The following is a 25,396-nucleotide window of genomic DNA, read 5'->3' as shown; positions in this document are numbered from 1 at the left end:
GCATCATTAAAGGGCATCGCAAGCTTTCACGTTCAGCGTTTGAGCATGCGACGCTCAATCCTTGTCATTTCAGCGGCCCTCACCGCTTTGCTCGCCATGACCGGTCTCGCCGGCGCCACCAGCGCCCCCACCTACTACGGCCAGCGGCCGGCGTGGACGTCGTGCGGCGGTGGCTTCCAGTGCGCCACGTTGCGGGTCCCGCTCGACTATGCGAAGCCGGGCGGCCGGCAGATCAAGATCAGTCTGATCCGGCTGCCCGCCACCGGGAAGAAGCTCGGCTCCGTGGTCCTGAACTTCGGCGGCCCGGGAGCGTCCGGCGTGGACCTGCTGCGGGCCGACAGAACGGTCCTGTCGGCCGCGCTGCGGCAGCGTTTCGACGTGGTGTCGTTCGACCCGCGCGGCGTGGGCCGGTCGGCCCCGGTGCGCTGCCTCGGCACGCTCGGCATGGACGCCTACCACGCCGCCGACGAGACCCCCGACGACCGGCGTGAGCGCGCCGCGCTGAAGGAGTGGGGCAAGGCGCTGGCCACGTCCTGCGCCGCCGGCTCCGGCAAGGAGCTGCTGCGGCATGTCGGCACCTACGAGGCCGCCCGCGACCTGGACGTGATGCGCTCCGCGCTCGGCGACGCCCGCCTGACGTACCTGGGCTGGTCCTATGGCACCTACCTGGGCGCCAGGTACGCCGACCTGTACCCGAGGCGGATCCGGGCGATGGTGCTGGACGGCGCCGAGGACCCGCAGCAGACGGGGGCCGAGTTCCAGCGCTCGCAGGCGCAGGGGTTCCAGGTGGCGATGAACGCGTTCCTGCGCGACTGCTTCAAGCGCGCGGACTGCCCGTTCAAGAAGCACACGCTGACGGCGGCCGGCAGACGCCTGGACACGCTGCTGAAGCGGGCCGACCGCGCCCCGCTGCGCAACACCATGGACGGGCGGCAGGTCACCGAGTCGATCGTGCGCACCGGCATCATGGCCGCCCTCTACTCGGCCGACTCCTGGAAGTACCTGCGCGGCTCGCTGGCCATGGCGTTCAAGGGTGACGGCACGGCCCTGCTGATCCTCGCCGACTTCTACAACGGCCGCCGCCAGGACGGCACCTACAAGAACGAGTCCATGGCCCGCCTGGCCATCTCCTGCGTCGACCACCCCGAGACGCCGTGCCCGTACTGGCCGGTCAAGGGACGGAAGTTCACGAAGAAGGTGACGGCCCCCGGCTCGCCGCCGATCGTGGTGGTGGGCACCACCCGGGACCCGGCGACGCCGTACGCGCTGGCCAGGTCGCTGACCGGGCAGCTCGACAACGGCGTGCTGCTGACCAACGACGGCGACGGCCACACGGCCTACCACGGCGGTTCGTCCTGCGTGGAGCGCCAGGTCGACCGCTATCTGATCACGGGCCGTGCGCCGGCCCGCGGGGCCTGCCACGCTTCCGCCAAGGTCTGATGCCGTCAGCCCCTCCCCCTGGTGAGGGACTGGTCAACCCCGGCCGTGCCTGCGCGGCCGGGGTTGCGGCGTGGGCGAGATTGGGCGGACGAGACCGGTATGCCCGCCCCCGCCTGAGGAGCCCATGGAGTCGCTGCTGATCCTGCACGCGGTGGCGGCGGTGTGCGCTCCCTGGCTGGCCCGCCGGATCGGCGGGCGCCGCGCGCTGCCGGTGCTGGCGCTGGCTCCGGCGGCGGGGTTCGGGTACACGGTGTGGCTGGGGCTGAGCGGGCGGGTGCCGGCCGAGGAGGTCACCCGGTGGGCGCCGTCGATGGGGCTGGCGCTGGCCTTCCGCGCCGACGCGCTGGCGATGCTCATGATGGCGCTGGTCACCGGCGTCGGCGTGCTGGTGCTGGTCTACAGCGCCCGCTACTTCTCCGCGGACGACGAAGGGCTCGGCCGCTACGGCGGCGTGATGGTGGCCTTCGCCGGGTCGATGCTGGGCCTGGTGACGGCCGACGACCTGCTCCTGCTGTACGTCTTCTGGGAGCTGACCACGGTCTTCTCGTACCTGCTGATCGGCCACGACCCGGAGAGCCGGATGAGCCGGCAGGCGGCGATGAAGGCGCTGACGGTCACCACGTTCGGCGGCCTGGCGATGCTGGCCGGGTTCGTGCTGGTGGGGGCGGCGGCGGGCACGTACCGGATCTCCGAGGTCGGTCCCGGGGACGTCGGGCCGGCCGCGGTCGCGCTGATCCTGACCGGCGCCCTGGCGAAGTCGGCGGTGTTCCCGTTCAGCTCGTGGCTGCCGGCGGCCATGGCCGCGCCGACGCCGGTCTCGGCGTACCTGCACGCGGCGGCGATGGTGAAGGCGGGCGTGTACCTGGTGGCGCGGCTCGGGCCGGCGGCCGGGGACCTGACGGAGTGGCGGGCGCCGGCGGTGGCGCTCGGGCTGCTGACGATGGTGCTGGGCGGCTGGCGGGCGCTGCGCGAGAGCGACCTCAAACGGCTGCTGGCCTACGGCACGGTCAGCCAGCTCGGCTTCCTGACCGCGCTGTTCGGGTACGGCACGCGGGGGGCGGCGCTCGCGGGCGTGGGCATGCTGCTCGCGCACGCGCTGTTCAAGGCGGCGCTGTTCCTGCTGGTGGGCGTGATCGACCACGCGGCCGGCACCCGGGACCTGCGTGAGCTGAGCGGGCTCGGGCGGTCGATGCCGTGGGTGTGCGCGGCGGCGGTGCTGGCGGGGGCGTCGATGGCGGGGGTGCCGCCGCTGGCGGGGTTCGTCGGCAAGGAGGCGGCGTTCGAGGCGCTGAGCGGCGCCCCGTGGCCGCTGGCGGGCGTGGTGGCGGGGTCGGCGCTGACGGCGGCGTACACGCTGCGCTTCCTGTGGGGGGCCTTCGCCGCCAAGCCGGGGGTGGAGGGGCGGCCGGTGGAGCGGCCGGCCGCGGCGACGTTCGTGCCCGCGGCGCTGCTGGCGGCGCTGGGGCTGGTGCTGGTGCCGTTCTCGTCCTGGTACGGCCACGCGATGGAGACCGGCTACGCGGCCTTCTTCCGCGACCCGGGGCACGCCGCCCATCTGGCGGTGTGGAGCGGGGTCGGCCTGCCGCTGCTGCTGTCGGCGGTAGCGCTGGCGGGTGGGGTGGCGCTGTTCCTGGTCAGGGAGCCGGTCGCGAGGATGGGCGCGCGGCTGCACCTGGTGGACTCCGGGCAGGCGTACTGGGCGCTGATCCGCCGGCTCGACCGGCTCGCCATCCAGGTCACCGGCGTGATCCAGCGCGGCTCGGTGCCGGACTACCTGGTGCTCGCGCTGCTGGCCACGATCGGCGTCGGCGTGTTCTCCGTCACCTACGGCGGCACGCCCAGCCTGGTGTCGCCGGTCGTGTGGTGGGAGCGGCCGGAGCAGCTCGTCGTCGCGCTGCTGACGATCTCGGCGGCGGTGGTGGCGCTGTTCGCCCGCGCGTCCATCTTCCTGGCCGTCATCGTGGGCTTCACCGGGTACGGCACGGCGCTGCTGTTCCTCGTGCACGGCGCGCCCGACCTGGCGCTCACCCAGTTCCTGGCCGAGACGCTCAGCCTGGTGATCTTCGCGCTGGTGCTGCGCCGGCTGCCGATCGACCCGGCCAGCGGGCGGCTGGCCCTGCCGCTGCGCGCGGCGCTCGGCCTGGCCGTGGCCGTGGTCGCGATCGGCGCGGGCATGGAGGCGAAGAACGCGCGCAGCGCCGCGCCGGTGGGCGGGCTCATGGAGGCCGCTTCGCGGGAGGCGGGCATCGCCAACATCGTCAGCGCCGTCATCCTGGACATCCGCGCCTGGGACACCCTGGGCGAGAGCTCGGTGCTGATCGTGCTCACGCTGGGCGTGACGAGCCTCGTGTTCCTGCGGCGGCGGTCGTACGCGATCGAGCGGGGCGAGCCGCCGCCCGCCGAGCGTACGCACTGGCTGGCCTCGGCGCGGCCGGCCGGCAAGCGGCAGGTGCCGTTCGAGATCGCGGCCAGGCTGACCTTCCACACGGTGCTGCTGCTGTCGGTGTTCCTGCTGTTCATCGGGCACAGCGGGGTGGGCGGCGGGTTCGCAGGCGGCATCGTGGCCGGGCTCGCGATCACCGTGCGCTATCTGGCGGGCGGCCGCAACGAGCTGGCCGTGGCGCTGCCGGTGCACGCGGGCGTGCTGATGGGCGTCGGGCTGACCCTCTCCGCGGGGACGGCGCTGATCGGGCTGCTGGCCGGGCAGGCGGCGCTCGACATGCTGTCCACCGACGTGACGCTGCCGGTGCTCGGGCACGTGCACCTGTCCACGGGGCTGCTGTTCGACATCGGCGTCTACCTGTCGGTCATCGGGATGGCGCAGGACGTGCTGCGCGGCCTCGGCGCGGAGCTGGACCGGCAGATCGACGCCGGGGAGGGCGCGGAGACCGACGCCCGCGCGGGCGCCGGGGAGGAGGGGTGACCGCGCCGCTGCTGCCCTTCGCCGCCTCCGGCGCGCTGGTCGCGGCCGGGGTGACGCTGCTGCTGGAGCGGAGCCTGGTCCGGGTGCTGGCCGGGGTGATCATGCTGGGCAACGGGGTGAACCTGCTCATCGTCACCTCCGGCGGCGACGCGGGCGTGCCTCCGTTCGTCGGGGCGGCCGGCAAGGCCGATCCGCTGCCGCAGGCCATGGTGCTCACCGCGATCGTCATCACGCTGGGCGTGACCGCGTTCGTGCTGGCCATGGTGCACCGCTCGTGGCAGGTCACCGGCAGCGACGAGGTCCAGGACGACACCGAGGACCGGCGGGTGCGGCTGCGCGCCCGGCGCGGCGCGCTGGTCCAGGCCCTGCACCGTCGCAACGTCGCCTACCGGCGGCTGATCGCCGAGCAGCGGGCCGAGCTGGCCCGGCTGGAGGCCGAGCAGGCCGAGCGGGAGCGGCTGGAGGAGGTGGACCTGGAGCGGCGCATCGACCGCGTCCACGTCGAGCTGGAGGAGTGGGCGCGGCGGCTGCGCGAGCGGGGCGCCACGGAGGAGGAGCTGCAGCGCCGGCTGGAGGAGGCGGCGCTGCGCGAGCCCGCCGTGGACAACGCGCTGCGCATCGAGGAGCTGCGGGAGGAGCACGAGCGGCGCCGCGTCACGCAGGCGGCCAGGGAGCGCGAGCTGCGCAGGCAGCTCAAGGCGCGGCAGCGGGAAGCGCGCAGGGAGCTGCGCGCCGCCATCCGGCGCGAGCTGGAACGGCAGGCGCTGGCCCAGGACCCGGAGCTGGAGGGCGAGGACTGATGATCCCGGCGACCCTCCTCCTCCCGGCGGGCATCGTGATCCCCGTCAGCAGGGCCGTGCTGGAGGGGCTGGTGTGCGTGCCGGTGCTGCTGCCCCTGCTGGCCGCCGGGGTGAAGCTGGCCATCGGCGGGCGGCTGCGGCGGCTGCAGTCGCTGCTCAGCATCGGCACGATGAGCGTGACGCTCGCGGTGTCGGCGCTGCTGCTGATCGCGGCCGACTCCGGCGGGCCGCTGGTGACCGACCTCGGCGGCTGGCCCGCGCCCGTCGGGATCTGCCTGGTGGCCGACCGGCTCTCCACGCTGGTGCTGGTCGTGTCGTCGGCGGTGACGCTGTGCGTCATGGTGTACTCCATCGCCAACGCCTACGACGAGCAGGAGCACGACGCGCCGATGGCGATCTTCCATCCGGCGTTCCTGGTGATGGTGGCGGGGGTGGCCGACGCGTTCCTGACGGGCGACCTGTTCAACCTGTTCGTGGGCTTCGAGCTGCTGCTCAGCGGCTCGTACGTGCTGCTGACCTTCGGCGGGACCGAGGCGCGGATCCGGGCCGGGGCGACGTACACGCTGATGGCGCTGGCCTCGTCGATGTTGTTCCTGATCGCGCTGGCGATCACGTACGCGGCCACCGGCACCCTGTCGCTGGCCCAGCTCGCCACGCGCTTCACCACGCTGCCGGACCAGGTGAAGCTGCTGGTGGAGCTGACGCTGCTGCTGGTGTTCGCGATCAAGGCGGCGCTGTTCCCGTTGTCGGCCTGGCTGCCCGACTCCTACCCGACCGCGCCGGCCCCGGCGACGGCGGTCTTCGCCGGCCTGCTCACCAAGGTCGGCGTGTACGCGATCATCCGCCTGGAGGCGCTGCTGTTCCCCGGCGGCCCGGTCTCGACGCTGCTCATGTGGGTGGCGCTGACCACGATGCTCACCGGCGTGCTCGGCGCGGTGGCGCAGACCGACATCAAACGGATGCTCTCCTTCACGCTGGTCAGCCACATCGGATACATGGTGTTCGGGGTGGCGCTGTCCACGGTCGCGGGCATGGCCGGCGCGATCTTCTACGTGGTGCACCACATCACCGTGCAGACCAGCCTGTTCCTGGTGACGGGGCTCATCGAGCGGCGAACCGGGACGACGTCGGTGAACCGGCTGGGCGGGCTGATGAGGACGGCGCCGCTGATCGCCGTGCTGTTCTTCGTGCCCGCGATGAACCTGTCCGGCATCCCGCCGATGTCGGGCTTCCTGGGCAAGCTGATGCTGGTGCAGGCGGGGCTGGCGCACGGCGGGCCGCTGCCGGTGGCGCTCGTGGCGGCCGGGCTGGTGACGAGCCTGCTCACCCTCTACGCCGTCGCCAAGACATGGGGCAAGGCGTTCTGGCGGACGTCCCGGGAGGAGCGGGCGGGCACGGTGGTGGAGAGCGAGGAGGACACCGGAGAGGAGCCGACGGTCACGACGACCACGCTGCCGGCGGCGCTGGCGGGGCCGGTGGCCGCGCTGGTGGCGCTCGGGCTGGCGTTCACAGTGCTGGCCGGGCCGCTGTCGGCGCTGACCTGGCGGACGGCCGGCGAGCTGCTGGAGCGCGAGCCGTACGTCTCGGCGGTGCTGGGAGACCGGCGGTGAACGGGCGGCCGCTGGCCCCGCGCGTCCTGGGCCGCAGGGTGCCGCTGCCGCTGGTGGCCTGGCTGACGCTGGTGTGGGTGACGCTGTGGGGCGACATCTCGCCGGCCAACGTGCTGGGCGGGATCGCGGCGGGCACGGTCGTGTCGTGGCTGCTGCCGCTGCCCGCCCTCGACCCCGGCATCAGGGCCAGGCCCGTCGCGCTGGCGCGCTTCCTGCTGTACTTCGGATGGGACCTGTTGATCTCGACGGCGCGGGTGGTGTTCTACGTGTTCCGGCCGGGGCCGCCGCCCGCGCAGCTCATCAGGGTGCAGCTGCGCACGTCGTCGGAGCCCATGACGGTGCTCATCATGACGGCGCTGTCGAACGTGCCGGGCAGCATCGTGGTGGACGCCTACCTCGCCGAGCGGTGCCTGATGCTGCACGTCCTCGGCATCCCCGGCGACGCGACGGAGAAGGTGCGCGGCGACGTGACCGCGCTGGAGTCGCGGGTGGTGGCCGCGTTCGGCACCCGCGCGGACCAGGAGGAGCTGAGGACGCCATGACTGTGGTGTACGCGCTGACGCTGGCGCTGCTCGGCGTGGCCGCCGCGCTGATCCTCTACCGGGCGGCGCGCGGCCCGTCGATGCTGGACCGGGCGGTGTCGCTGGACGCGATGACAGCGGTGTCGATGTGCGGCGCGGGCGCGTTCGCGGTGGCCAGGGACGACTACTCCGACCTGCCGATCCTGCTGGTGCTGTCGCTGCTGGGGTTCGTCGGGTCGGTGTCGCTGGCCCGGTTCTTCACCGGCCGGTCCGGCAGGAGGCCCCGATGAGCGCTCTTGATCCGCTCGCCGGGGCCTGTCTCCTGCTGGGCGCGGTGCTGGCGCTGTCGGCGGGGGCCGGCCTGGTGAAGTTCCGTCACACGCTGGAACGTATGCACGCCGGGACCAAGCCCCAGGTGGCAGGGGTGCTGCTGGTGCTGCTCGCCATGTGGCTGCACCGGCCCACCTGGGCGACCGCCGGGCCGCTCGCGCTGGTCGGGCTCTCGCAGGTGATCACCGTGGCGGTGGCGGCGTACACGGTGGCGCGGGCCGCCTACGCCCGGGACTCCTCACGGGAGGACGAGGACGACGGGACGTCGCTGCCGCCGGAGGAGCCGCCCGGCTCCTCGCCCAAGTCCTGATCCTCGCCGTTGGCCCGGTCGACGGCCGCCTGGCCGAACCAGGTCCAGAGGGCCAGGACGGCGATCGCGCCGGCGACGGGCCAGGCCAGCCGGGGCCCGAACAGGTAGTCGATCACCAGCCCGGTGGCCGCCGTCATCGACACGATCAGCGCCAGCGCGCCCAGGATCCCGTAGAAGTTGGAGCGTCGTACCAGCAGCTCCTTGCGGCCCTGCCGGAACAGCACCCGGTGCTGGGCCGTGGGCGCGATGTAGCAGATCGAGGCCACCGCCGCGCCGACCAGCGCCGCGAAGAACAGCCACCGGTCGGCCGGGGCCAGCCTGTCGAACTGCTGCGAGAACGGCACCGTCAGCAGGAACGCGAACAGCACCTGCACGCCCGTGACCGCGACGCGGGCACCCTGGAGGAGCTCCACGAAATTGCGGTCCGCCCGCTCCTTGTCCGATTCTCGGCTCACACGCCCTCCCGTGCCGTCGCCGCGGTACGCGGCGTGAAGAGCGCTCTACTTCCACGTAAAGAAGCGTCAAAACCTGGCCATGACGATCTTGGCCGGGGTGATCGGCAGCTCCCTGACGCGGTGGCCCGTGGCGTGGTGCACGGCGTTGCCGATGGCGGCCGCGGTGCCCACGATGCCGATCTCGCCGATGCCCTTGCTGCCCATCGGGTTGAGCCGCTCGTCCTCCTCCTCCAGCCAGACCGCCTCGACGTCCGGGACGTCGGCGCAGGCCGGGATGTGGTACTGCGCGAGGTCGCGGCGCAGGAAGCCGCCGAACTCCTCGTCGGTCAGCGTCTCCTCCATGAGCGCCATGCCGAGGCCCATCGTCATGCCGCCGATGAACTGCGAGCGGGCGAGCCGGGCGTCCACGATGCGGCCCGCGGCGAACACGCCGAGCAGCCGCGACACCCGGATCTCGCCGGTGACGGCGCTGACCCGTACCTCGGCGAACTGCGCGCCGAAGGCGTGCCTGGCCAGCTCGGAGTCCTGCCCGACCTCCTCGGCGGTGTCCGCGCGGCCCTCCCTGCCGTCCTTCTTCAGCTCCTCGCAGGCACGTACGACGGCCGACCCCCAGGAGGCGGTGCCCATCGATCCGCCGGCGACCGGCGCGGCCGGCAGGTCGCTGTCGCCGAGCTCGACGTGCACCCGGTCGGGGGCGACGCCCAGCGTCTCGGCGGCGATCCTGGTGAGCGCGGTGCGCGCCCCGGTGCCGATGTCGGCCGCGGCCACCTGGACGAGGAAGCCGCCGTCGCGGACGCACGCCACGGCCTGGCACGGGCTCCGCTTCGACGGGTAGGTGGAGGCGGCCACGCCGGTGCCGATCAGCCACTCCCCGTCGCGCCGGACGCCGGGCTCCGGGTCGCGCCGCTCCCAGCCGAAGCGGCGAGCGCCCTCGCGCAGGCAGCCGGCCAGGTCGCGGGAGCTGAACGGCAGGCCGCTGCCCGGCTCGGTCTCGGGCTCGTTGCGCAGCCGCAGCTCGACCGGGTCGATGCCGGTGGCGCAGGCCAGCTCGTCCATGGCCGACTCCAGGGCGTACATGCCGGGGCACTCGCCCGGGGCGCGCATCCAGGACGGCGTGGCGACGTCCAGCCGGACCAGGCGGTGCGCGGTGCGCAGGGCCGGGGTGGCGTACATGACGCGGGCCGGGACGGCCGTCTGCTCGGCGAACTCCTTCAGCGTCGAGCTCTGCTCGTAGGCGACGTGCTCCAGCGCGGTGAGCCGGCCCTCGCCGTCCGCGCCGAGGCGCAGCCGCTGGATGGTGGGCGTGCGGTAGCCGGTCACGTCGTACATCTGCTGCCGGGTCAGCGCCACCTTGACCGGCCGGTCCGTGACACGCGCGGCGAGGGCGGCCAGCACGGCGTGCGGCCGGGTGGTGCCCTTGGAGCCGAAGCCGCCGCCGACGTGCCGGGCGACCACCCGGACCCGGCCGCGCGGCAGGCCCAGCGTCTTCGCGATCATGTCGCGGTCCGTGGTGGCGCCCTGCGTGGAGTCGTAGACCAGCAGGGTGCCCTCGGCGTCCCACACGGCGAGCGCGGCGTGCGGCTCCATCGCGTTGTTGTGCAGGACGGGCGTCGTGTACGTGACGTCCACGACGGCCGCCGCCTGCGCCAGCCCGGCCTCCAGGTCGCCCTGCTCGGTGTCGGAGGGGAAGTTCGGGTTGACGACCTCGGGACGGTACAGGCCCGGGTGGTCGGCGCGCAGGCTGACGTCGTGGTCGGCGGGCTCGTACTCGACGCGGACGGCGTCGGCGGCGGCGCGCGCCTGGTCGTAGGTCTCGGCCACGACGGCGGCGATGATCTGGCCGCGGTAGGCGACCTCGCGCCGCTGGAACAGCGCCAGCTCGGCGTCGGCGTCCTCGGCCAGCTCGGGCGGGTCGGCGACGGACAGCACGGCGAGCACGCCGGGCAGGTCGAGCGCGGCGGCGGCGTCCACCCGGGCGACCCGGCCCTTGGCGATGAGCGACTGGACGGGGTAGGCGTACGCGACGCCCTCGACCGGGTACTCGGCCGCGTACGTGGCCAGCCCGGTGACCTTGACGCGGCCCTCGACGCGATTCACGGTGCCAGCTCCTCCAGCGTGTTGACGATCAGGTCGCGGGCCATCGGCACCTTGTAGGCGTTGCGCGGCAGCGGCCTGGCCTGCTCCAGCTCGGACTCGGCGGCGGCCAGGAACGCCCCGCCGGTCGCCGGGCGGCCGATCAGCTCCCGCTCGGCGCGTTCGGCCCGCCAGGGCGCGTGCGCGAGGCCGCCGAGCGCGATGCGGCACCCGGCGACGGTCCCGTCGGCGGCGACGTCGAGGACGGCCGCGATGGACACGAGGGCGAAGGCGAACGAGGCCCGCTCGCGCACCTTGCGGTAGAGGGACGCGCCGGGCGGCGGCGGGGGCAGCTCGACGGCGGTGACGAGGTCGCCCGGTTCCAGCACGGTGTCCCGTTCGGGGGCGTCGCCGGGCAGGCGGTGCAGGCCGGGCATGGGGATGATGCGGTCACCTCCCGGGCCGGTGACGTGCACCTCCGCCTCCAGCGCGGCCAGCGCGACCGCCATGTCGGACGGGTGGGTGGCCACGCACGCGCCGGAGTGGCCGAGCACGGCCAGGTTGGAGTGGTCGCCCTCGATGGCGGGGCAGCCGGAGCCCGGCCGGCGTTTGTTGCACGGCCTGCTCACGTCCTGGAAGTACGCGCACCGGGTGCGCTGCAGCAGGTTCCCCGCCACGGTGGCCATGTTGCGGATCTGGCCGGAGGCGCCGGTCAGCACCGCGCGGGCCAGCATCGGGTAGCGGGCGCGCACCAGGGGGTGGACGGCGAGGTCGGTGTTGCGCACCGCCGCGCCGACGCGCAGCCGGCCGCGGACCTCCTCGACGGCGTCGAGCGGCAGCCGGCTGACGTCCAGCAGGTGCTCGGGTCGGGCCACGCCGAGGCGCATGAGGTCGACGAGGTTGGTGCCGCCGCCCAGGTACATGGTGCCGGGGCGGTAGCGGCGCACGGCGTCGGCGGCGCTGGCGGCTCGGGCGTAGTCGAACGGCCTCATCGGGCGACCTCGGAGATGGCGCTGACGATGTTGACGTACGCGCCGCAGCGGCACAGGTTGCCGCTCATCCGCTCCCTGATCTCGTGCGGGGTGAGCTCGGGGTCGTCCAGGAGGTTCTCGGTGACGGCGCTCGGGCCGGGCTCGCCGAGCATGCCGGCCGCCGAGCAGAGCTGGCCCGGCGTGCAGTAGCCGCACTGGAAGGCGTCGTGCTCGATGAAGGCGGCCTGCAGCGGATGCAGGTGCTCGCCGTCGGCGAGGCCCTCGACGGTGGTGACGGAGAGACCGTCCATGGCGACCGCCAGCGCCAGGCAGGAGTTGGCCCGCCGCCCCTCGACGAGGACGGTGCAGGCGCCGCACTGCCCGTGGTCGCACCCCTTCTTCGAGCCGATCAGCCCCAGCCGCTCGCGCAGCAGGTCGAGCAGCGACATGCGGGGATCGACGTCGAGCGTGTGCGGCCTGCCGTTCACCGTAAGGCGGATGTCCATGAGCGCTCGCTACCCGACCTGATCGCCGGGCAACCTCCGGGGGCGGTAAAGCGCCTTCGTCCCTAGCCGTCCGTTTTGCGCGGGCGGTGCCGGGTAGCCGGGGGCGCATGGGCCTGGCGTTCGACGAGCTGATGAGCGAATCGGCGGCGGTGCTGACCGTCAACGCGGGCTCCTCCAGCCTGCGTCTCGACCTGGTGCAGGGCGGCTGCGTCCTGGACAGCGTGCACGCCGAGCGGGCCGCCGACCCGGCCGCGGCGCGGGAGGAGCTGGCCCGGTTCCTCGGCGGGCACTTCGACCGGGACATCCGGGCGGTGGCGCACCGCCTGGTGCACGGCGGTGAGGCGGTGCGCGCCCCGGCGGTCGCCGACGACGAGACGGTGGCGGCGCTGCGCGGCGTGACGAGCCTCGCGCCGCTGCACCTGCCGCCCGCGCTGGCGCTGCTGGAGGCCGCCCGCGAGCAGCTTCCCGCGGTGCCGCACGTGCTCTGCCCGGACACCGCCTTCCACGCGGAGCTGCCGGAGGAGGCGGCGACGTACGCGCTGCCGCGCGAGTGGCGCGAGCGGCACGGCCTGCGCCGCTACGGCTTCCACGGCCTGTCCTACGCCTGGGCCGCCGACCGTACGGCGGAGCTGCTGGGCCGGCCGCTCGCCGAGCTGGAGCTGCTGATGGCACACCTGGGCGGCGGGTGCTCGGCGTGCGCGCTGTCGGGCGGGCGCAGCGTGGACACCTCGATGGGGTTCACGCCGCTGGAGGGCATGCCCATGAGCAAGCGCTCGGGCAGCGTGGATCCCGGGATGCTGACCTGGCTGCTGGCCGAGGGCCGGCTGACCCTGGACGAGCTGAGGGAAGGGCTGGAACGGCGCTCCGGGCTGCTCGGCCTGTCCGGACGCTCCGGCGACACCCGCGAGCTGGTCGCCGCCGAGCGCGACGGCGACCGGGACGCCGGGCTGGCGCTGCGCGTGTTCGCCCACGGGGTGGCGCGGGAGATCGCCGCCGCGGCCACGTCGCTGCCGCGCGTGGACGCACTGGTGTTCACCGGCGAGATCGGCTGGGACCAGCCCGAGGTGCGCGAGGCGGTCTGCCTGCGGCTCGGGCCGCTCGGGATCGAGCCGCCCGCGCTCGGCAACCGCCGCGACGACGGACCGGTCAGCGCCGAGGGGGCCGCCGTCCCCGTCCTGGTGGTGCAGGTGCGCGAGGAGCTGCAGCTCGCCCGCGAATGCCTGCGCGTGCTCGGCGAGGAGGACCCCTGACCCGGACACCGGCCCTGGGGGTTTGTCGGTGCGGGATGGTTGGATCGTCCCTGTGGAGGCGTCGGTCGAGCAGCTCGTCTACGTCCGCGAGGACTCTTACACCGTCGCGCGCATGAGCGCCGACGGCGAGCCCGGCTTCGTGGCGACCGGCCGGGCGCTGGCCGGGGTGCAGCCGGGCGAGACGCTGCGCCTGCACGGCGAGTGGGGCCGGCACGCCCGCCACGGGCGGCGCTTCGCGGTCTCCGGGTGCGAGCGCGTCACGCCGTCGTCGGTCCGGGCCATCCGCATCTACCTCGGCTCGGGCCTGGTCAGGGGCATCGGGCCGCGGCTGGCGCACGCGATCGTCGAGCACTTCGGCGAGGCCACGCTCAAGGTCATCGACGCCGAGCCCGGCCGGCTGACCGAGGTGGTCAACATCGGGCCGCTGCGTCAGGCGCAGATCGTGGAGGCGTGGCGGGAGCAGAAGGCCATCGCCGCGCTGATGGTGACGCTGCAGGGGCTCGGGGTGAGCCCGCTGCTGGCGGCCAAGATCTACCAGGCGTTCGGGCAGGACGCCGACGAGGTGCTGGCGACCGACCCCTACCGGCTGATCGGGCGGGTGCGGGGCATCGCGTTCCGGGTGGCCGACCGCATCGCGCTGCAGTCGGGAGTGCCCGAACGCAGCCCGCAACGCGTCAGGGCGGCGCTGCTCGACCGGCTGGAGGCGGCCGGGAGCCGCGACGGCCACTGCTACCTCCCGGTCGCCGCCCTGGTGCGTGAGACGGCCGAGCTGATCGAGCAGGACCAGGACCTGGTGCACCCGCAGCTCGACGCGCTGGTCGCCGAGCGCCGCCTGGCGGTGGAGACCTCGCCGGCGCAGCCGGGTCAGCTCGTGGCCTACGCCAAGCACGTGCACGCCCGCGAGCAGGCGCTGGCCACGCACCTCGCCCGGCTGCTCCGGGCCCGCTCGACGCTGCCGCTGCGCGCCTTCCGCGAGGACGACTCGCTCCACGACGACCAGCGGGCGGCCGTCACCATGGCGCTGACCAGCACGGTCGCGGTGATCACCGGCGGGCCCGGAGTGGGCAAGAGCCACACCGTCCGGGCCATCGCGACCGCGGTGCGGCAGGCGGGCGGCACGGTCACGCTCGCCGCGCCGACCGGCAAGGCCGCCAAACGGCTGTCGGAGCTGACCGGGCTGCCCGCGATGACCGTCCACCGCATGCTGGCCCAGCAGTCCGACCCCGAGCCCGGCACGCTGTTCGACGAGCGGCCCTCGCGGGCCGACCTCATCGTGGTGGACGAGGCGTCCATGCTCGACCTGCACCTGGCCACCCGGCTGGTGGCGGCCGTCCCGTCCGGCAGCCACCTGCTGCTCATCGGCGACAGCGACCAGCTCCCGAGCATCGGCCCCGGCGACGTCCTGGCCGACCTGCTGCGGGTGCCCGGCGTCCCGCGCATCCAGCTCACCCACGTCTTCCGGCAGGCGGGCGGCAGCGGCATCGTCGAGGCGGCCCACCGCATCCGGGCCGGGCGCATGCCGGTCACGCCGGGCCGGGGCGGCTTCTGGTTCGAGGAGCTCGACGACCCCGACCAGGTCGCCCAGCGGGTCGCCCACCTCGCCATGGTCGCGATCCCGCGCAAGCAGGGCGTCGAGCCCAGCCAGGTCCAGGTGCTGTGCCCGATGCGCAAGGGCGAGACCGGCGCCACCGCGCTCGGGCGGCTCATCCAGGACCGGCTCAACCCGGCCGCCGACGACAAGCCCGAGCACTGGTCGGGAGCCACCGTGTTCCGGGTCGGCGACCGTGTCATGCCGATCCGCAACAACTACGACAAGGGCGTCTTCAACGGCGAGACGGGCACGGTGACGGCCGTGACCCCGGCCGAGCGCACGATCACCATCCGCACCGACGACGGCGAGAGCGTCGCCTACGGCTTCGACGAGCTCGACGACCTCACCCACGCCTACGCGATCAGCGTGCACCGCTCGCAGGGCAGCGAATACCCGTTCGTGGTGGCGCCGATCGTCGCCGAGTCCGGCGGCATCATGCTGCGCCGCAAGCTCCTCTACACCCTGGTCACCCGGGCCAGGGCGTGGGTGGTGCTGGTGGGGCAGCGCGAGGCGCTGGAGCTGGCCGTCCACCGCATCGGCTCCCGCCGCAACACGGGCCTGGCCCGCCGCCTGTCCCTGACCCTGGAGGCCCCGGCGGCGGAGACCTGACCTACCCCTGGAGCGTGGCGCGGACGGCCATGAGCGCGAAGCCGAGCAGGTTGAGTCCCTGCCAGGCGGCCGGGGAGGCGGCGCGCTCGTCGGCGGCGGCCAGGCCGATGCCCCACACCCGGTCGCGGGGGCTGGCCTCGACCAGCACCCGCCCGGAGGTACCGAGCAGATAGGCGCCCAGGTCGGCGTGCTGGCCGAACTTGGCGGCGTTGCCCCGGGCCACGACGGCGAAACGCTCCTCGGCCCAGGTGTCCTCGTCGAAGCCGCGCACACCACGGCCGAGGTCCTTGGCCTCGGCCGGGTGCCCGGCGGCGAGGATCCTTTCGGCGGTCTCGCCGTCGCCGAACAGCCACGCCTTGTGCGCCATCATGTAGTGCTCGGCCGAGGCGTAGACGTGGCCGTCCTCGGTGAACGTGACCGGCCACCACTGGCTGAGGCAGCCCGGCCCGACGCCGCCGCCGCGCGGCGGCCGGTGGCCCCAGAAGTAGAGGTACTTCAACCGGAGACCGGCCCGCTCTGCGGCGACGGCCTCCTCGACGGTCATGGGCAGGGCGGGTTCGTCGGACATGAGGGTGACTGTGCCACAGATCACGGTTGTTCCGCTGAGCGGTCGGCGGCGCGGTGCAGGCGGGTGGCGAGGGCGCGGAGGGTGGCCGCCAGTTCGGGCGGGTCGAGCACCTCGAAGTCGAAGCCCTTGGCGGCGACGTACGCGGCCAGCTCGTCAAGGGAGTCGGCGCCGGCCGTGAACAGGCAGCGCTCGCCGTCCACCGGCTCCAGCCGGCCCGCCCCCGGCGAGGTACGCGGGGCGACGGCGGCGAGCGGGGCGTGGAAGAGGATCCGGGCCTGGTGCCGGTAGGGGGCGGTGGTGATGCCGCGCGAGACGTACGACGCCGCGTCGTCCTCGGGCGGCGTGCGCGGCGTGAACCGGGCGCCGGGCAGGCCCAGCAGCTCCTCGACGCGGTCCATCCTGAACGTCCGCCAGTCGCGCCTGCCGACGTCCCACGCCAGCAGATACCAGCGGCGCGGCGTGTGGACGAGCCGGTGCGGCTCCACCTCGCGTTCGCCGGCCCCGTCGCGGCCCCGGTAGCGCAGCCGCAGCCGCCGGTGGTCGCGGCAGGCGGCGGCGACGGCGGCGAGCAGGTCCGCGCCGACGCCGGGGATGGCGGCGCCGGCCAGCGGGACGGTCGCGGCCTCGAACGCCGACACCCGGTGCCGCAGCCGCGACGGCAGCACCTGCCGCAGCTTGGCGAGGGCGCGCAGCGCGGCCTCCTCCAGCCCGGCGACGCTGCCGGTGGCGGCGGTGCGCAGGCTGATCGCGACGGCCACCGCCTCCTCGTCGTCGAGCAGCAGCGGCGGCAGCGCGGCGCCGACGCCCAGCCGGTAGCCGCCGGCCACGCCGGGGGTGGCGTCCACCGGGTAGCCGAGCTCGCGCAGGCGCCCGACGTCGCGCCGCACCGTGCGCAGGCCCACGCCGAGCCGGGCGGCCAGCTCGGCGCCGGTCCAGTCGGCCCGGGATTGGAGGAGGGACAGCAGGCGGAGCAGCCGCGCCGAGGTCTCCAGCATGGCCGCCATTCTGCCGCGCATCGGTGCCCGGACCTGTCACCGATTCCTCCTAACGTGCTCCGCATGGAAACCCCGCGCATCGCGCCGTACCGCATCGACATCCCCCAGGCCGACCTTGACGACCTGCGCGACCGCCTGCACCGCACCCGCTGGGCCCCGGAGCTGCCCGGCACCGGATGGGAGCGCGGCGTGCCGACCGGCTATCTGCGGGAGCTGGCCGCGTACTGGGCCGACGGCTTCGACTGGCGCGCCCAGGAGGCGGCGCTCAACGCCTTCCCGCAGTTCACCACCACGATCGACGGCGCGAACGTGCACTTCCTGCACGTGCGCTCGGCCGTGCCCGGGGCCACGCCGCTGCTGCTCCTGCACGGCTGGCCGGGATCGGTGGCGGAGTTCCTCGACGTCATCGGGCCGCTCACCGACCCGGTCGCGTACGGGGGCACAGCGTCCGGCGCCTTCCACCTGGTGATCCCGTCGCTGCCCGGCTACGGCTTCTCCGGCCCGCTGCCGGACACCGGCTGGACCGACGGCCGCACCGCCGCCGCGCTGGCCACGCTCATGGACCGGCTCGGCTACGACCGTTACGGCGTGCAGGGCGGCGACGTCGGCGCCTTCATCGCGCCGCTGATCGGCCGGGCCGCGCCGGAGCACGTCATCGGCGTGCACGTCAACGCGCTGCTGACGTTCCCGAACGGCGACCCCGCGATCATGGGCGCACTCACGGAGGCCGAGCGGGCGCGGCTGGCCGGGATGGAGGAGTGGCAGCGCGAGCTGGGCGCGTACATGAACCTGCAGGGCACCCGCCCGCAGACGATCGCGGCCGCGCTGCACGACTCCCCCGCCGGGCAGCTCGCCTGGATCGTGGAGAAGTTCAAGGACTGGACGGACCCGGCGGCGAAGCTGCCCGAGGACGCCGTGGACCGCGACCGCATCCTGACCGACGTGAGCGTCTACTGGTTCACCGGGACGGCGGGCCCGGCCGCCCACACCTACTACGAGCGCTTCAACGACGCCGCCGCGTGGGCGCCGAAGCCGCGCGGGACGGTGCCGACGGGCGTGGCGGTCTTCCCGACCGACTTCTCGGTACGGCCGCTCGCCGAGCCGGTGCACAACGTCGTGCGCTGGTCGGAGTTCGACCGCGGCGGCCACTTCGCCGCGCTGGAGGCGCCGGACCTGCTCGTGGCCGAGCTGCGCGCCTTCTTCGCCGGGCTGCGGTAGCGGGGGCGGCTCTGACCTGCGGTTATCCCCCCATGGTGAGGGTAGCCGCAGGTGCATGCCGAAGAAGAAGGACCAGCCGAAGAAGGACGCGCTCGCCAAGGGCGACCGGGTGAGCTGGCGCAGCCACGGCGGCACCGCCGAGGGCGAGGTGGAGAAGAAGATCACCAAGCGGACGAAGGCCGCCGGCCGCACCGTCGCCGCCTCCCCCGAGGAGCCCCAGTACGTGGTCCGCAGCGACAAGAGCGGCGGCGAGGCCGTGCACAAGGCGTCGGCGCTCAAGAAGCGGAAGAAGAGGTGAGCGACGACCGCGACGAGATCGCCGCCGAGTTCCACCGGGCCGTGAACATGACGGTCAGGGAACTGGAGCACTGGCTGACCACCGAGGAGTCGAAGTCGGCCGGGCAGAAGGCGGACGGTGCGAGCGAGTCGACCGGCCACGAGTCCGGCCGCCGCATCGTCGCGCTGCTGCACCGCGGAAAATCCGACTGGGGCGACGACGACTACGCCCACATGAGGAAGGTCATCGGGTACGTGCACCGGCACCTCGCCCAGCGCCCTTCCGGCGACGTCAGGGAGACGCGGTGGCGCTACTCCCTGATGAACTGGGGCCACGACCCGCTCAAGTGATCGGGCTCTCCCGGCTGTTGGCGCGCATCGGCGACGAGCCCCCGCAGACGGGAGGTATGGTGGGGCGCGGTGAGCCGGGAAGTCTGGTCGGCTTTGGATCGGCGACCGAAGTGTCCCGGAGGGTGTTGCGCGATGCGCTGGAGTGATGGCGGCGATCGATGATGCGCGCGACCTCGACGCTCTTAGCGAGATTCCAGCATCCGGCCCAGGTCGTGGCCGCCGGGTTCGCCGTCGCGATCGGGCTCGGGGCGCTGCTGCTGTCGATGCCCGCCGCCACCGCCGGTGACGTGTCGGCGGGATGGTTGAACGCGCTGTTCACGGCCGCCTCCGCGGTCTGCGTGACCGGGCTGGTGCTGGTCGACACCGAGGCGCACTGGTCGGTCTTCGGCGAGGTGGTCATCGCCGGGCTGGCCCAGGTGGGCGGCCTCGGCATCATGACGATGGCCACGGTCTTCACCCTGCTCGTGTCGGGCCGCCTGGGGCTGCGCGCCCGGATCGCCGCCCAGACGGAGACCAAGTCGCTCAGCATGAGCGACGTACGCCGCCTCGTGCTCAAGGTGGTGGCCTTCAGCCTCGTCTGCGAGGCGGTGACCGCCGCCGTGCTCACCGGCCGGTTCGTGCTCGGCTACGGCGAGTCGTTCGGCCGCGCCCTCTACCTGGGGGTCTTCCACGCGGTCACGGCGTTCAACAGCGCCGGGTTCGCGCTGTGGCCGGACAGCCTCATGCGCTTCGTCACCGACCCGTGGATCTGCCTGACGATCGCGATCGCGGCCATCATCGGCGGGCTGGGGTTCCCCGTGGTGTTCGAGCTGGCCCGCCTCTGGCGGCAGCCGCGCAAGTGGACGGTGCTGACCAGGATCACCGTCGGCACCAGCGTGATCCTGCTGGTGTCCGGCACCCTCGTCTTCCTGGCGACCGAGTGGCGCAACCCGGCCACGCTCGGCGGGCTCGACGACGGGCACAAGCTGATGGCCGCCTTCGTCACCGCCGTCATGCCGCGTTCGGCCGGGTTCAACGTGCTGGACGTCGCGCAGATGTACCCGTCGAGCTGGCTGGCGACCGACCTGCTGATGTTCATCGGCGGCGGCAGCGCCGGCACCGCGGGCGGCATCAAGGTCACCACGTTCGGCATGCTGGCCTTCATCGTCTGGACCGAGATGCGGGGCGAGAGCCGGGTCAACATCGGCAGGCGGCGGCTGCCGGAGACCACCCAGCGCCAGGTCGTCACCATCACGGTGCTGGGGGTTACCCTGGTGGCGGTCTCGACGTACGTGCTGCTCGCACTCACCCCCTACAAGCTCGACCAGGTGCTGTTCGAGGTCATCTCGGCCTTCGGCACGACCGGGCTGTCCACCGGCATCACCGCTGATCTCGGCACCCCCGGCCATGTGCTGCTCGCCGTACTGATGTTCATCGGCCGGATAGGGCCGCTCACCCTGGGGTCCGCGCTGGCGCTCAACCGGCGGGCCCGCCGTTACGAGCTACCCGAGGAGCGAGTCATCGTTGGCTGACTACAAGAGCAACCCCGTCGTGGTCATCGGGCTGGGCAGGTTCGGCACCGCGCTGGCGCTGGGGCTGACCCGGCGCGGCACCGAGGTCCTGGCCATCGACCACCGGCCCAAGATCACGCAGGCGCTGGCCGGGCAGCTCACCCAGATCGCCACCGCCGACGCCACCGACATGGAGGCGCTGCGCCAGCTCGGCGTCCCCGACTTCTACCGGGCGGTGGTGGCGGTCGGCAGCGACATAGAGGCCAGCATCCTCACCACGTCGCTGCTGGTCGAGCTGGAGATCAACGACATCTGGGCCAAGGCCGTCAGCTCCCAGCACGGCCGCATCCTCGACCGGATCGGCGCCCACCACGTCGTCTTCCCCGAGCACGACATGGGCGAGCGGGTCGCTCACCTGGTCAGCGGCCGGATGCTGGACTTCATGCAGGTCGACGGGGACTTCGCGCTCGCCAAGATCAAACCGCCGAAGGAGTACGTGGGCGTGCCGCTCGGCGAGTCCAACCTGCGGCGCAAGCGCGGCGTCACGATCGTCGCGGTCAAGCCGCCGGGCGAGGCGTTCACGTACGCGACCGCCGAGACCGAGCTGTCCTACGGCGACGTCATCCTCGTGTCGGGGCGGACGGAGGAGGTCGAGCGCTTCGCCGAGCTGCCGTGACCGGCGCGTCCGGCGGCGCCCTCATTGGCTAGGCTTTGGCAGGGAGGACACCGATGCGCGCACACGAGCTCGCCGTCGACTTCCCGACGGTCACCCCGGACACCCCGGCGCTGGAAGCGGCCAGGCTGCTGGCCGACCGCGACCTGCCGGGCCTCATCCTGGCCGACGGCGACGGCCGGCCGATCAGCATCCTGCCCGGCACCCAGGTGCTGCGCCTGGCGGTGCCGCCCTACTGCCGGGACGACCCGGCGCTGGCGCGGGTGGTGGACGAGGCCCACGCCGACCAGTTCCTGCGCCGGCTGGGCGAGCGTACGGTCCGCGAGTGCCTGCCCGAGCAGCCCCGCGAGCTGCCGGTCGCCGACCGGAAGGCGACGGTGCTGGAGCTGGCCGCGCTGATGGCCCGTACGCACAGCCCGCTCGTCGCGGTCGTGGACGGCGACGGGCGGCTGGTGGGCGCGGTCACCTTGCAGGGCCTGCTCGACCACGCCCTCCAGCTCTGACCGCGCGCAGCGGCGTCGTGGGCTTCCTCTCCCCCGGAGCTTCCTGCTCGATGCGGGATGTCAGGGACGCCTCCCGCCCACTATCCTTCATTGATGGTCCCGAACCGCCGGCGAAACCGGTGAGGAGCTGGATGCCCACTTTGACGCTGGCCCACGAGCGCCTGCCGGGGGTCACCGTGATCACGGTGCGCGGCGAGCTGGACGCCACCAACCGCGAGCAGCTCGACGACTACGTCCAGGACCTGACGGATGCCCGGCTCGTGTTCGACCTGTCCCGGGTGCCGTTCATGGACAGCTCCGGCCTGCACGTGCTGCTGATGTGCGAGGTCCGCTGCCGGCGCGCCGGCGGGTCCGTGCACCTGGCCGCCGTGCAGCCGCTGCCGGCCCGCCTGTTCGAGATCACGGGCGTGCTGGCCAACGTGCCGGTGCACCCCACGGTCGAGGAGGCCGTGACGGCGGCGCTCGGCCGCGCGCAACGCTCCGTCTGACCCCCGCGCGGCTGACGTACGGGACGCCCGCGGAGGGCTAGTCTCTGCGTCACCTGAACCACCGGCCCCGGAAGTGTCGATCGGGCGGACCCGTGAGGAGGGCGGAGCGCGTGGACGACACAACGGCCCCCGCTGGCGAGGCCACCGGCGACCTCGCCAGGCTCGCCGCGACCGTCGAGCGGCTGCGGCGCGAGCTGGCCGGCTCGCGCCGCGCCGCCGACGACCGCGCCCTGGTCGAGCTGGCCAAGGGCGTGCTGGTCGGGCGGCTGGGCTGCGGCCCGGCGCAGGCGGCCGAGCAGCTCACCACGCTCGCGGGCCGGAGCGGCCTGTCGCCGGTCGAGGTGGCCGCCGACGTGGTCAACGCGGCCGCGCACGACCGCGTCAGCGTGGCCGCGCGGGCCGAGCCGGAGGCCGCCGTGCCGCTGCGCGCCGCCGAGAGCGCCGCCCTCGACGCCGGTGACACCCAGGCCGTGGCCCGCTCCCTGCTGGAGCACGCGCTGCCGGCGCTCGGCGCGACGGCCGTGGCGGTGTGGGCGGCCGGGACGGACGGGTCGCTGACGCTGGCGGGGTACGCGGGTTTCGGCCCGGAGGAGGCCAGGAGCTGGCGGCACGTGCCGCCCGGCGTCGACACCATGGCCCGGCGGTCGCTGGCCGGGCGGCGGACCATCTGGCACTCCGGCGACCTGCCGTCGATCGGGCGCCGCCCCGCCGACCCCGGCGGCCGGGTGACCATGCCGATGACCACGGGCGGGCGGGTGCTCGGCGTGCTGGAGATCTGCTGGCCGGACGCGCCGGGGGCGGGGTCGGCCCGGGTCGAGCGGCAGATCGAGGCGCTGGCCGAGCTGTGCGCCCACACGCTGACCGCGCCACCCGCGCCACCCGCGCCGGGCGCGCGCACCGGGCCGGGCACATCGACCGGGCCGGACGAGCCTGGCGCGCCGCCCGGAGGGCCGGACTCCGGCCTGCTGGAGCTGATCGGCCTGGCCGACGCGCTGCCCGATCCCGCGCTGGTGCTGCGGGCGCGCCTGGACGCGCGCGGCGGCCTGGCCGACTTCGAGGTACGGCACGTCAGCCGGCGGCTGCACGGGACGCCGGCGCTGGAGGCGCACCCGTTCAAGGCCGGCGGGCTGCTGCTGGAGGCGTTCCCGCAGGCGGCGGGCGGGCTGTTCGGGCGGGTCGAGCGGGTGCACGCGACCGGCGAGCCGTTCCGGTCCGAACGTATGCCGCTGGCGCTGAGCATGACGGGTGTGGCCGACGTCAGCCTCACCCGGCACGGCGAGAACGTGCTGCTGGTGTGGCGCGACCACGACGAGGACGCCCGCCTGTCCGGGCTGCTGGAGCACGCCCAGCGGCTCGGCCGCATCGGCGGGTTCGAGGAGAACGCCGTCACTGGCGAGGTCACCTGGACCGCCCAGCTCTACGCGCTGTACGGCCTGCCGCCGGGCGAGCCGCCGGTGCCGCTGGAGCGGCTGCGCGAGCACGCCCACCCCGACGACGGGGTCACCGTCGGCCGGTTCCTGCGTACCGTGCTGCACCACCGCCGTTTCGCCGCCGCCGCGTTCCGGCTGCGGCGGCCGGACGGCGGGGCCCGGCACCTGCGGGTGGTCGCCGAGCCGGTCTTCGGGCCGGACGGGCGGCTCATGGCGACGCGGGGGGCGTACCAGGACATCTCCTCGCAGCACTGGACGGAGGTGGCGCTCGCCGTCACCCGGGACCAGCTCGCCCACAGCGAGCGGGAGTCCGCCGAACGCAACCGGCTGGCGCTGCAGCTCCAGCACGCGATCATGCCGCCTTCGCACGGCACGACGCGCTCCGACGGGCTGCGCATCGCCGTGCGCTACCGGCCCGCGCAGAAGGACCACCTGGTCGGGGGCGACTGGTACGACGTGGTCACGCTGCCGTCCGGGCGGATCCTGCTGTCGGTCGGGGACGTGGCCGGGCACGGGATGGAGGCGGCCACCGGCATGGTGGTGCTGCGCAACGCGCTGCGCGGCCTGGCCGCCACGGGCGCCGGGCCCGCCCAGCTCATGTCGTGGCTCAACCTGGTCACCTGCCACCTAGCCGGTCCCATGACCGCGACGGCGGTGTGCGGCGTGTACGACCCCGCCAGCCGGGTCCTGTCCTGGGCCAGGGCCGGTCACCTGCCGCCGATCCTGCTGCGCGAGCGGGACGGCAGCGAGCTGCCGATGATCAAGGGTCCGCTGCTGGGGGCGTTCACCGACGCCGCGTACGAGGAGGGGCGGGTGCAGTTGCACGTCGACGACACGCTGCTGCTCTACACCGACGGCCTCATCGAGCGGCGCGACCGCAACCTCCGCCACGCGCAGGACCGCCTGCTCGCCATCGCCACCCGCGGCGCCGCCACCCTGGACCGTCTCCTGGACGACCTGCTCATCCGCTGCGGCTCCGACACCGACGACGACACCTGCCTCATCGGCGTCCAGCTCACCTGAGACGATCAAGAGCGTGACCCCCATGCGCGCGATCCTCGTCTTCGACCCGCCCTCGCAGGTCGGCCGTTTCTTCACCCCTGAGCTGCTGGCCGAGCTGCGGCGGCACGTCGAGCTCGATCCCACGCTCGTGCTCACCCGGTACGAGGGCCCGGCGCTGGCGCGGGCCGAGATGCTGATCACGGGCTGGGGCGCTCCCCCGCTGGACGCCCGCGCCCTGGAGAACGCGCCGCGCCTGCGGTACGTGGTGCACACCGCCGGGACGGTGAAGGGGCTGGCCGGGCCGGCGGTGTTCGCCCGCGGGATCCAGGTCAGCTCGCAGGCGGCGGCCAACGCCGTGCCGGTCGCGGAGTACACCCTCGCCATGATCCTGCTGGCGAACAAGCAGGTCTGGCAGCTCTCCCGCGCCTACACCGAGAGCCGCCGCCCGCCCGGCCTGGAGGCGATCTGGTCGGCGGGCGGCAACGCGGGCCGTACGGTGGGCGTGATCGGCGCCTCGGCGGTCGGGCGGCGCGTGCTGGAGCTGCTGCGCCCCTTCGACCTGCGCGCCCTGCTGTACGACCCGACTCTGGCCGGCGCCGAGGGGCTGGACGCCGAGCTGGTCGGGCTGCCGGAGCTGATGGCGCGCAGCGACGTCGTCACCGTCCACGCGCCCGCGCTTCCCGAGACCCGGCACCTGGTGGGGGCGGCCGAGCTGGCGCTGATGCGGCCCGGGGCGACGCTGATCAACACCGCCAGGCCGTCGCTGGTGGACCAGGACGCGCTCGCGAAGGCGGTCGCCCGGGGCCGGATCTACGCGGTGCTGGACGTGATCGAGCCGGACGACGTGCTGTTCGACCTGCCGGGGGTGCTGCTCACGCCGCACGTGGCCGGGTCGGTGGGCACCGAGCTGCACCGGCTGGCGGCGGGGGCGGTCGCGGAGGTGGCCGCCGCGGCGGCGGGCCGGCCGCTGCGGCACGCGGTGGACCCGGCGACCCTGCACCTACGGGCCTGAC

Annotated in this window: 24 protein-coding genes; 18 read left to right on the top strand and 6 right to left on the bottom strand. The window is 74.0% G+C overall.

Annotated features, from left to right (window positions below):
- Window positions 1-96: 96 nt before the first annotated feature.
- The 7 genes from BMW85_RS22210 to BMW85_RS22180 all read left to right on the top strand — a co-directional run bounded on the left by BMW85_RS22210 (window position 97) and on the right by BMW85_RS22180 (window position 7,934).
- A complete protein-coding gene (locus tag BMW85_RS22210; RefSeq protein ID WP_245774995.1) occupies window positions 97-1,440 on the top strand; it encodes an alpha/beta hydrolase in 1,344 nt (447 codons plus the stop codon).
- 124 nt (window positions 1,441-1,564) lie between these two features.
- On the top strand, window positions 1,565-4,363 hold the full coding sequence (locus BMW85_RS22205) for a Na+/H+ antiporter subunit A (RefSeq protein ID WP_091084436.1): 2,799 nt from the start codon (window positions 1,565-1,567) through the stop codon (window positions 4,361-4,363).
- Window positions 4,360-5,163, top strand: coding sequence for a Na(+)/H(+) antiporter subunit C (locus BMW85_RS22200; protein WP_091084433.1), 804 nt, complete (start codon window positions 4,360-4,362; stop codon window positions 5,161-5,163). Before BMW85_RS22205 ends, BMW85_RS22200 begins: the two co-directional genes overlap by 4 nt.
- Window positions 5,163-6,773 carry a Na+/H+ antiporter subunit D gene (locus tag BMW85_RS22195; RefSeq protein ID WP_091084430.1) on the top strand — a complete coding sequence of 537 codons (1,611 nt, stop codon included), beginning with the start codon at window positions 5,163-5,165 and terminating at the stop codon, window positions 6,771-6,773. Before BMW85_RS22200 ends, BMW85_RS22195 begins: the two co-directional genes overlap by 1 nt.
- Window positions 6,770-7,315, top strand: coding sequence for a Na+/H+ antiporter subunit E (locus BMW85_RS22190; protein ID WP_091084428.1), 546 nt, complete (start codon window positions 6,770-6,772; stop codon window positions 7,313-7,315). Before BMW85_RS22195 ends, BMW85_RS22190 begins: the two co-directional genes overlap by 4 nt.
- Complete coding sequence (locus BMW85_RS22185; protein WP_091084425.1) at window positions 7,312-7,584, top strand: MrpF/PhaF family protein; 273 nt, start codon at window positions 7,312-7,314, stop codon at window positions 7,582-7,584. The genes BMW85_RS22190 and BMW85_RS22185 overlap by 4 nt, the downstream gene beginning before the upstream one ends.
- Window positions 7,581-7,934: a cation:proton antiporter gene (locus tag BMW85_RS22180; protein WP_091084422.1), complete on the top strand. Its 354-nt coding sequence runs from the start codon at window positions 7,581-7,583 to the stop codon at window positions 7,932-7,934. Before BMW85_RS22185 ends, BMW85_RS22180 begins: the two co-directional genes overlap by 4 nt.
- On the opposite strand, the gene BMW85_RS22175 is transcribed toward BMW85_RS22180, so the two are convergent.
- From BMW85_RS22175 to BMW85_RS22160, 4 genes are all read right to left on the bottom strand, one after another.
- Window positions 7,847-8,389: a DUF6328 family protein gene (locus BMW85_RS22175; RefSeq protein WP_091084419.1), complete on the bottom strand. Its 543-nt coding sequence runs from the start codon at window positions 8,387-8,389 to the stop codon at window positions 7,847-7,849. The two genes, BMW85_RS22180 and BMW85_RS22175, sit on opposite strands and share 88 nt — an antisense overlap.
- A gap of 66 nt (window positions 8,390-8,455) precedes the next feature.
- Window positions 8,456-10,486 (bottom strand): xanthine dehydrogenase family protein molybdopterin-binding subunit, encoded by a 2,031-nt coding sequence (locus tag BMW85_RS22170; protein ID WP_091084416.1) that lies wholly within the window; start codon window positions 10,484-10,486, stop codon window positions 8,456-8,458.
- Window positions 10,483-11,454 carry an FAD binding domain-containing protein gene (locus BMW85_RS22165; RefSeq protein ID WP_091084413.1) on the bottom strand — a complete coding sequence of 324 codons (972 nt, stop codon included), beginning with the start codon at window positions 11,452-11,454 and terminating at the stop codon, window positions 10,483-10,485. The genes BMW85_RS22170 and BMW85_RS22165 overlap by 4 nt, the downstream gene beginning before the upstream one ends.
- On the bottom strand, window positions 11,451-11,939 hold the full coding sequence (locus tag BMW85_RS22160) for a (2Fe-2S)-binding protein (RefSeq protein ID WP_091084411.1): 489 nt from the start codon (window positions 11,937-11,939) through the stop codon (window positions 11,451-11,453). Before BMW85_RS22160 ends, BMW85_RS22165 begins: the two co-directional genes overlap by 4 nt.
- Before the next feature lie 107 nt (window positions 11,940-12,046).
- Here BMW85_RS22160 and BMW85_RS22155 point away from each other — a divergent pair, with 107 nt between their 5' ends.
- The gene (locus BMW85_RS22155; RefSeq protein WP_091084408.1) at window positions 12,047-13,189 is read left to right on the top strand and encodes an acetate/propionate family kinase; all 1,143 of its coding nucleotides are present in this window, start codon (window positions 12,047-12,049) and stop codon (window positions 13,187-13,189) included.
- A gap of 28 nt (window positions 13,190-13,217) precedes the next feature.
- Entirely contained in the window at window positions 13,218-15,389 is a 2,172-nt protein-coding gene (recD2, locus tag BMW85_RS22150) for an SF1B family DNA helicase RecD2 (RefSeq protein ID WP_245774994.1), read from the top strand.
- Window position 15,390: 1 nt separating this feature from the next.
- Here the strand turns inward: recD2 and BMW85_RS22145 are convergent, their stop codons facing one another.
- Both BMW85_RS22145 and BMW85_RS22140 read right to left on the bottom strand, forming a co-directional pair.
- Complete coding sequence (locus BMW85_RS22145) at window positions 15,391-15,957, bottom strand: riboflavin biosynthesis intermediates N-glycosidase (RefSeq protein ID WP_091084403.1); 567 nt, start codon at window positions 15,955-15,957, stop codon at window positions 15,391-15,393.
- Window positions 15,958-15,977: 20 nt separating this feature from the next.
- Complete coding sequence (locus BMW85_RS22140; RefSeq protein WP_177240820.1) at window positions 15,978-16,952, bottom strand: helix-turn-helix transcriptional regulator; 975 nt, start codon at window positions 16,950-16,952, stop codon at window positions 15,978-15,980.
- Between the two features lie 63 nt (window positions 16,953-17,015).
- On the opposite strand from BMW85_RS22140, the gene BMW85_RS22135 reads away from it, so the two are divergent.
- The 9 genes from BMW85_RS22135 to BMW85_RS22095 all read left to right on the top strand — a co-directional run bounded on the left by BMW85_RS22135 (window position 17,016) and on the right by BMW85_RS22095 (window position 25,395).
- On the top strand, window positions 17,016-18,170 hold the full coding sequence (locus BMW85_RS22135; protein WP_091084399.1) for an epoxide hydrolase family protein: 1,155 nt from the start codon (window positions 17,016-17,018) through the stop codon (window positions 18,168-18,170).
- A 55-nt stretch (window positions 18,171-18,225) separates the two neighbouring features.
- Window positions 18,226-18,468, top strand: coding sequence for a hypervirulence associated TUDOR domain-containing protein (locus BMW85_RS22130; RefSeq protein ID WP_091084397.1), 243 nt, complete (start codon window positions 18,226-18,228; stop codon window positions 18,466-18,468).
- Window positions 18,465-18,797, top strand: a complete 333-nt coding sequence (locus BMW85_RS22125; RefSeq protein ID WP_091084394.1) for a DUF3140 domain-containing protein — start codon at window positions 18,465-18,467, stop codon at window positions 18,795-18,797. Before BMW85_RS22130 ends, BMW85_RS22125 begins: the two co-directional genes overlap by 4 nt.
- 158 nt (window positions 18,798-18,955) lie before the next feature.
- Window positions 18,956-20,308 carry a TrkH family potassium uptake protein gene (locus BMW85_RS22120; protein WP_091084391.1) on the top strand — a complete coding sequence of 451 codons (1,353 nt, stop codon included), beginning with the start codon at window positions 18,956-18,958 and terminating at the stop codon, window positions 20,306-20,308.
- Window positions 20,301-20,963, top strand: coding sequence for a potassium channel family protein (locus tag BMW85_RS22115; RefSeq protein WP_177240819.1), 663 nt, complete (start codon window positions 20,301-20,303; stop codon window positions 20,961-20,963). The genes BMW85_RS22120 and BMW85_RS22115 overlap by 8 nt, the downstream gene beginning before the upstream one ends.
- Before the next feature lie 53 nt (window positions 20,964-21,016).
- Window positions 21,017-21,463 (top strand): CBS domain-containing protein, encoded by a 447-nt coding sequence (locus BMW85_RS22110; RefSeq protein WP_091084389.1) that lies wholly within the window; start codon window positions 21,017-21,019, stop codon window positions 21,461-21,463.
- A gap of 131 nt (window positions 21,464-21,594) precedes the next feature.
- Complete coding sequence (locus BMW85_RS22105) at window positions 21,595-21,951, top strand: STAS domain-containing protein (RefSeq protein ID WP_177240818.1); 357 nt, start codon at window positions 21,595-21,597, stop codon at window positions 21,949-21,951.
- A 110-nt stretch (window positions 21,952-22,061) separates the two neighbouring features.
- Window positions 22,062-24,404 (top strand): SpoIIE family protein phosphatase, encoded by a 2,343-nt coding sequence (locus BMW85_RS22100; RefSeq protein ID WP_245774993.1) that lies wholly within the window; start codon window positions 22,062-22,064, stop codon window positions 24,402-24,404.
- A 22-nt stretch (window positions 24,405-24,426) separates the two neighbouring features.
- Window positions 24,427-25,395 carry a hydroxyacid dehydrogenase gene (locus BMW85_RS22095; protein ID WP_091084381.1) on the top strand — a complete coding sequence of 323 codons (969 nt, stop codon included), beginning with the start codon at window positions 24,427-24,429 and terminating at the stop codon, window positions 25,393-25,395.
- Window position 25,396 lies beyond the last annotated feature (1 nt).

The sequence above is a fragment of the Nonomuraea wenchangensis genome (assembly GCF_900111685.1).
Classification (GTDB): domain Bacteria; phylum Actinomycetota; class Actinomycetes; order Streptosporangiales; family Streptosporangiaceae; genus Nonomuraea; species Nonomuraea wenchangensis.
This window is presented reverse-complemented; position numbering and strand designations above follow the sequence as displayed.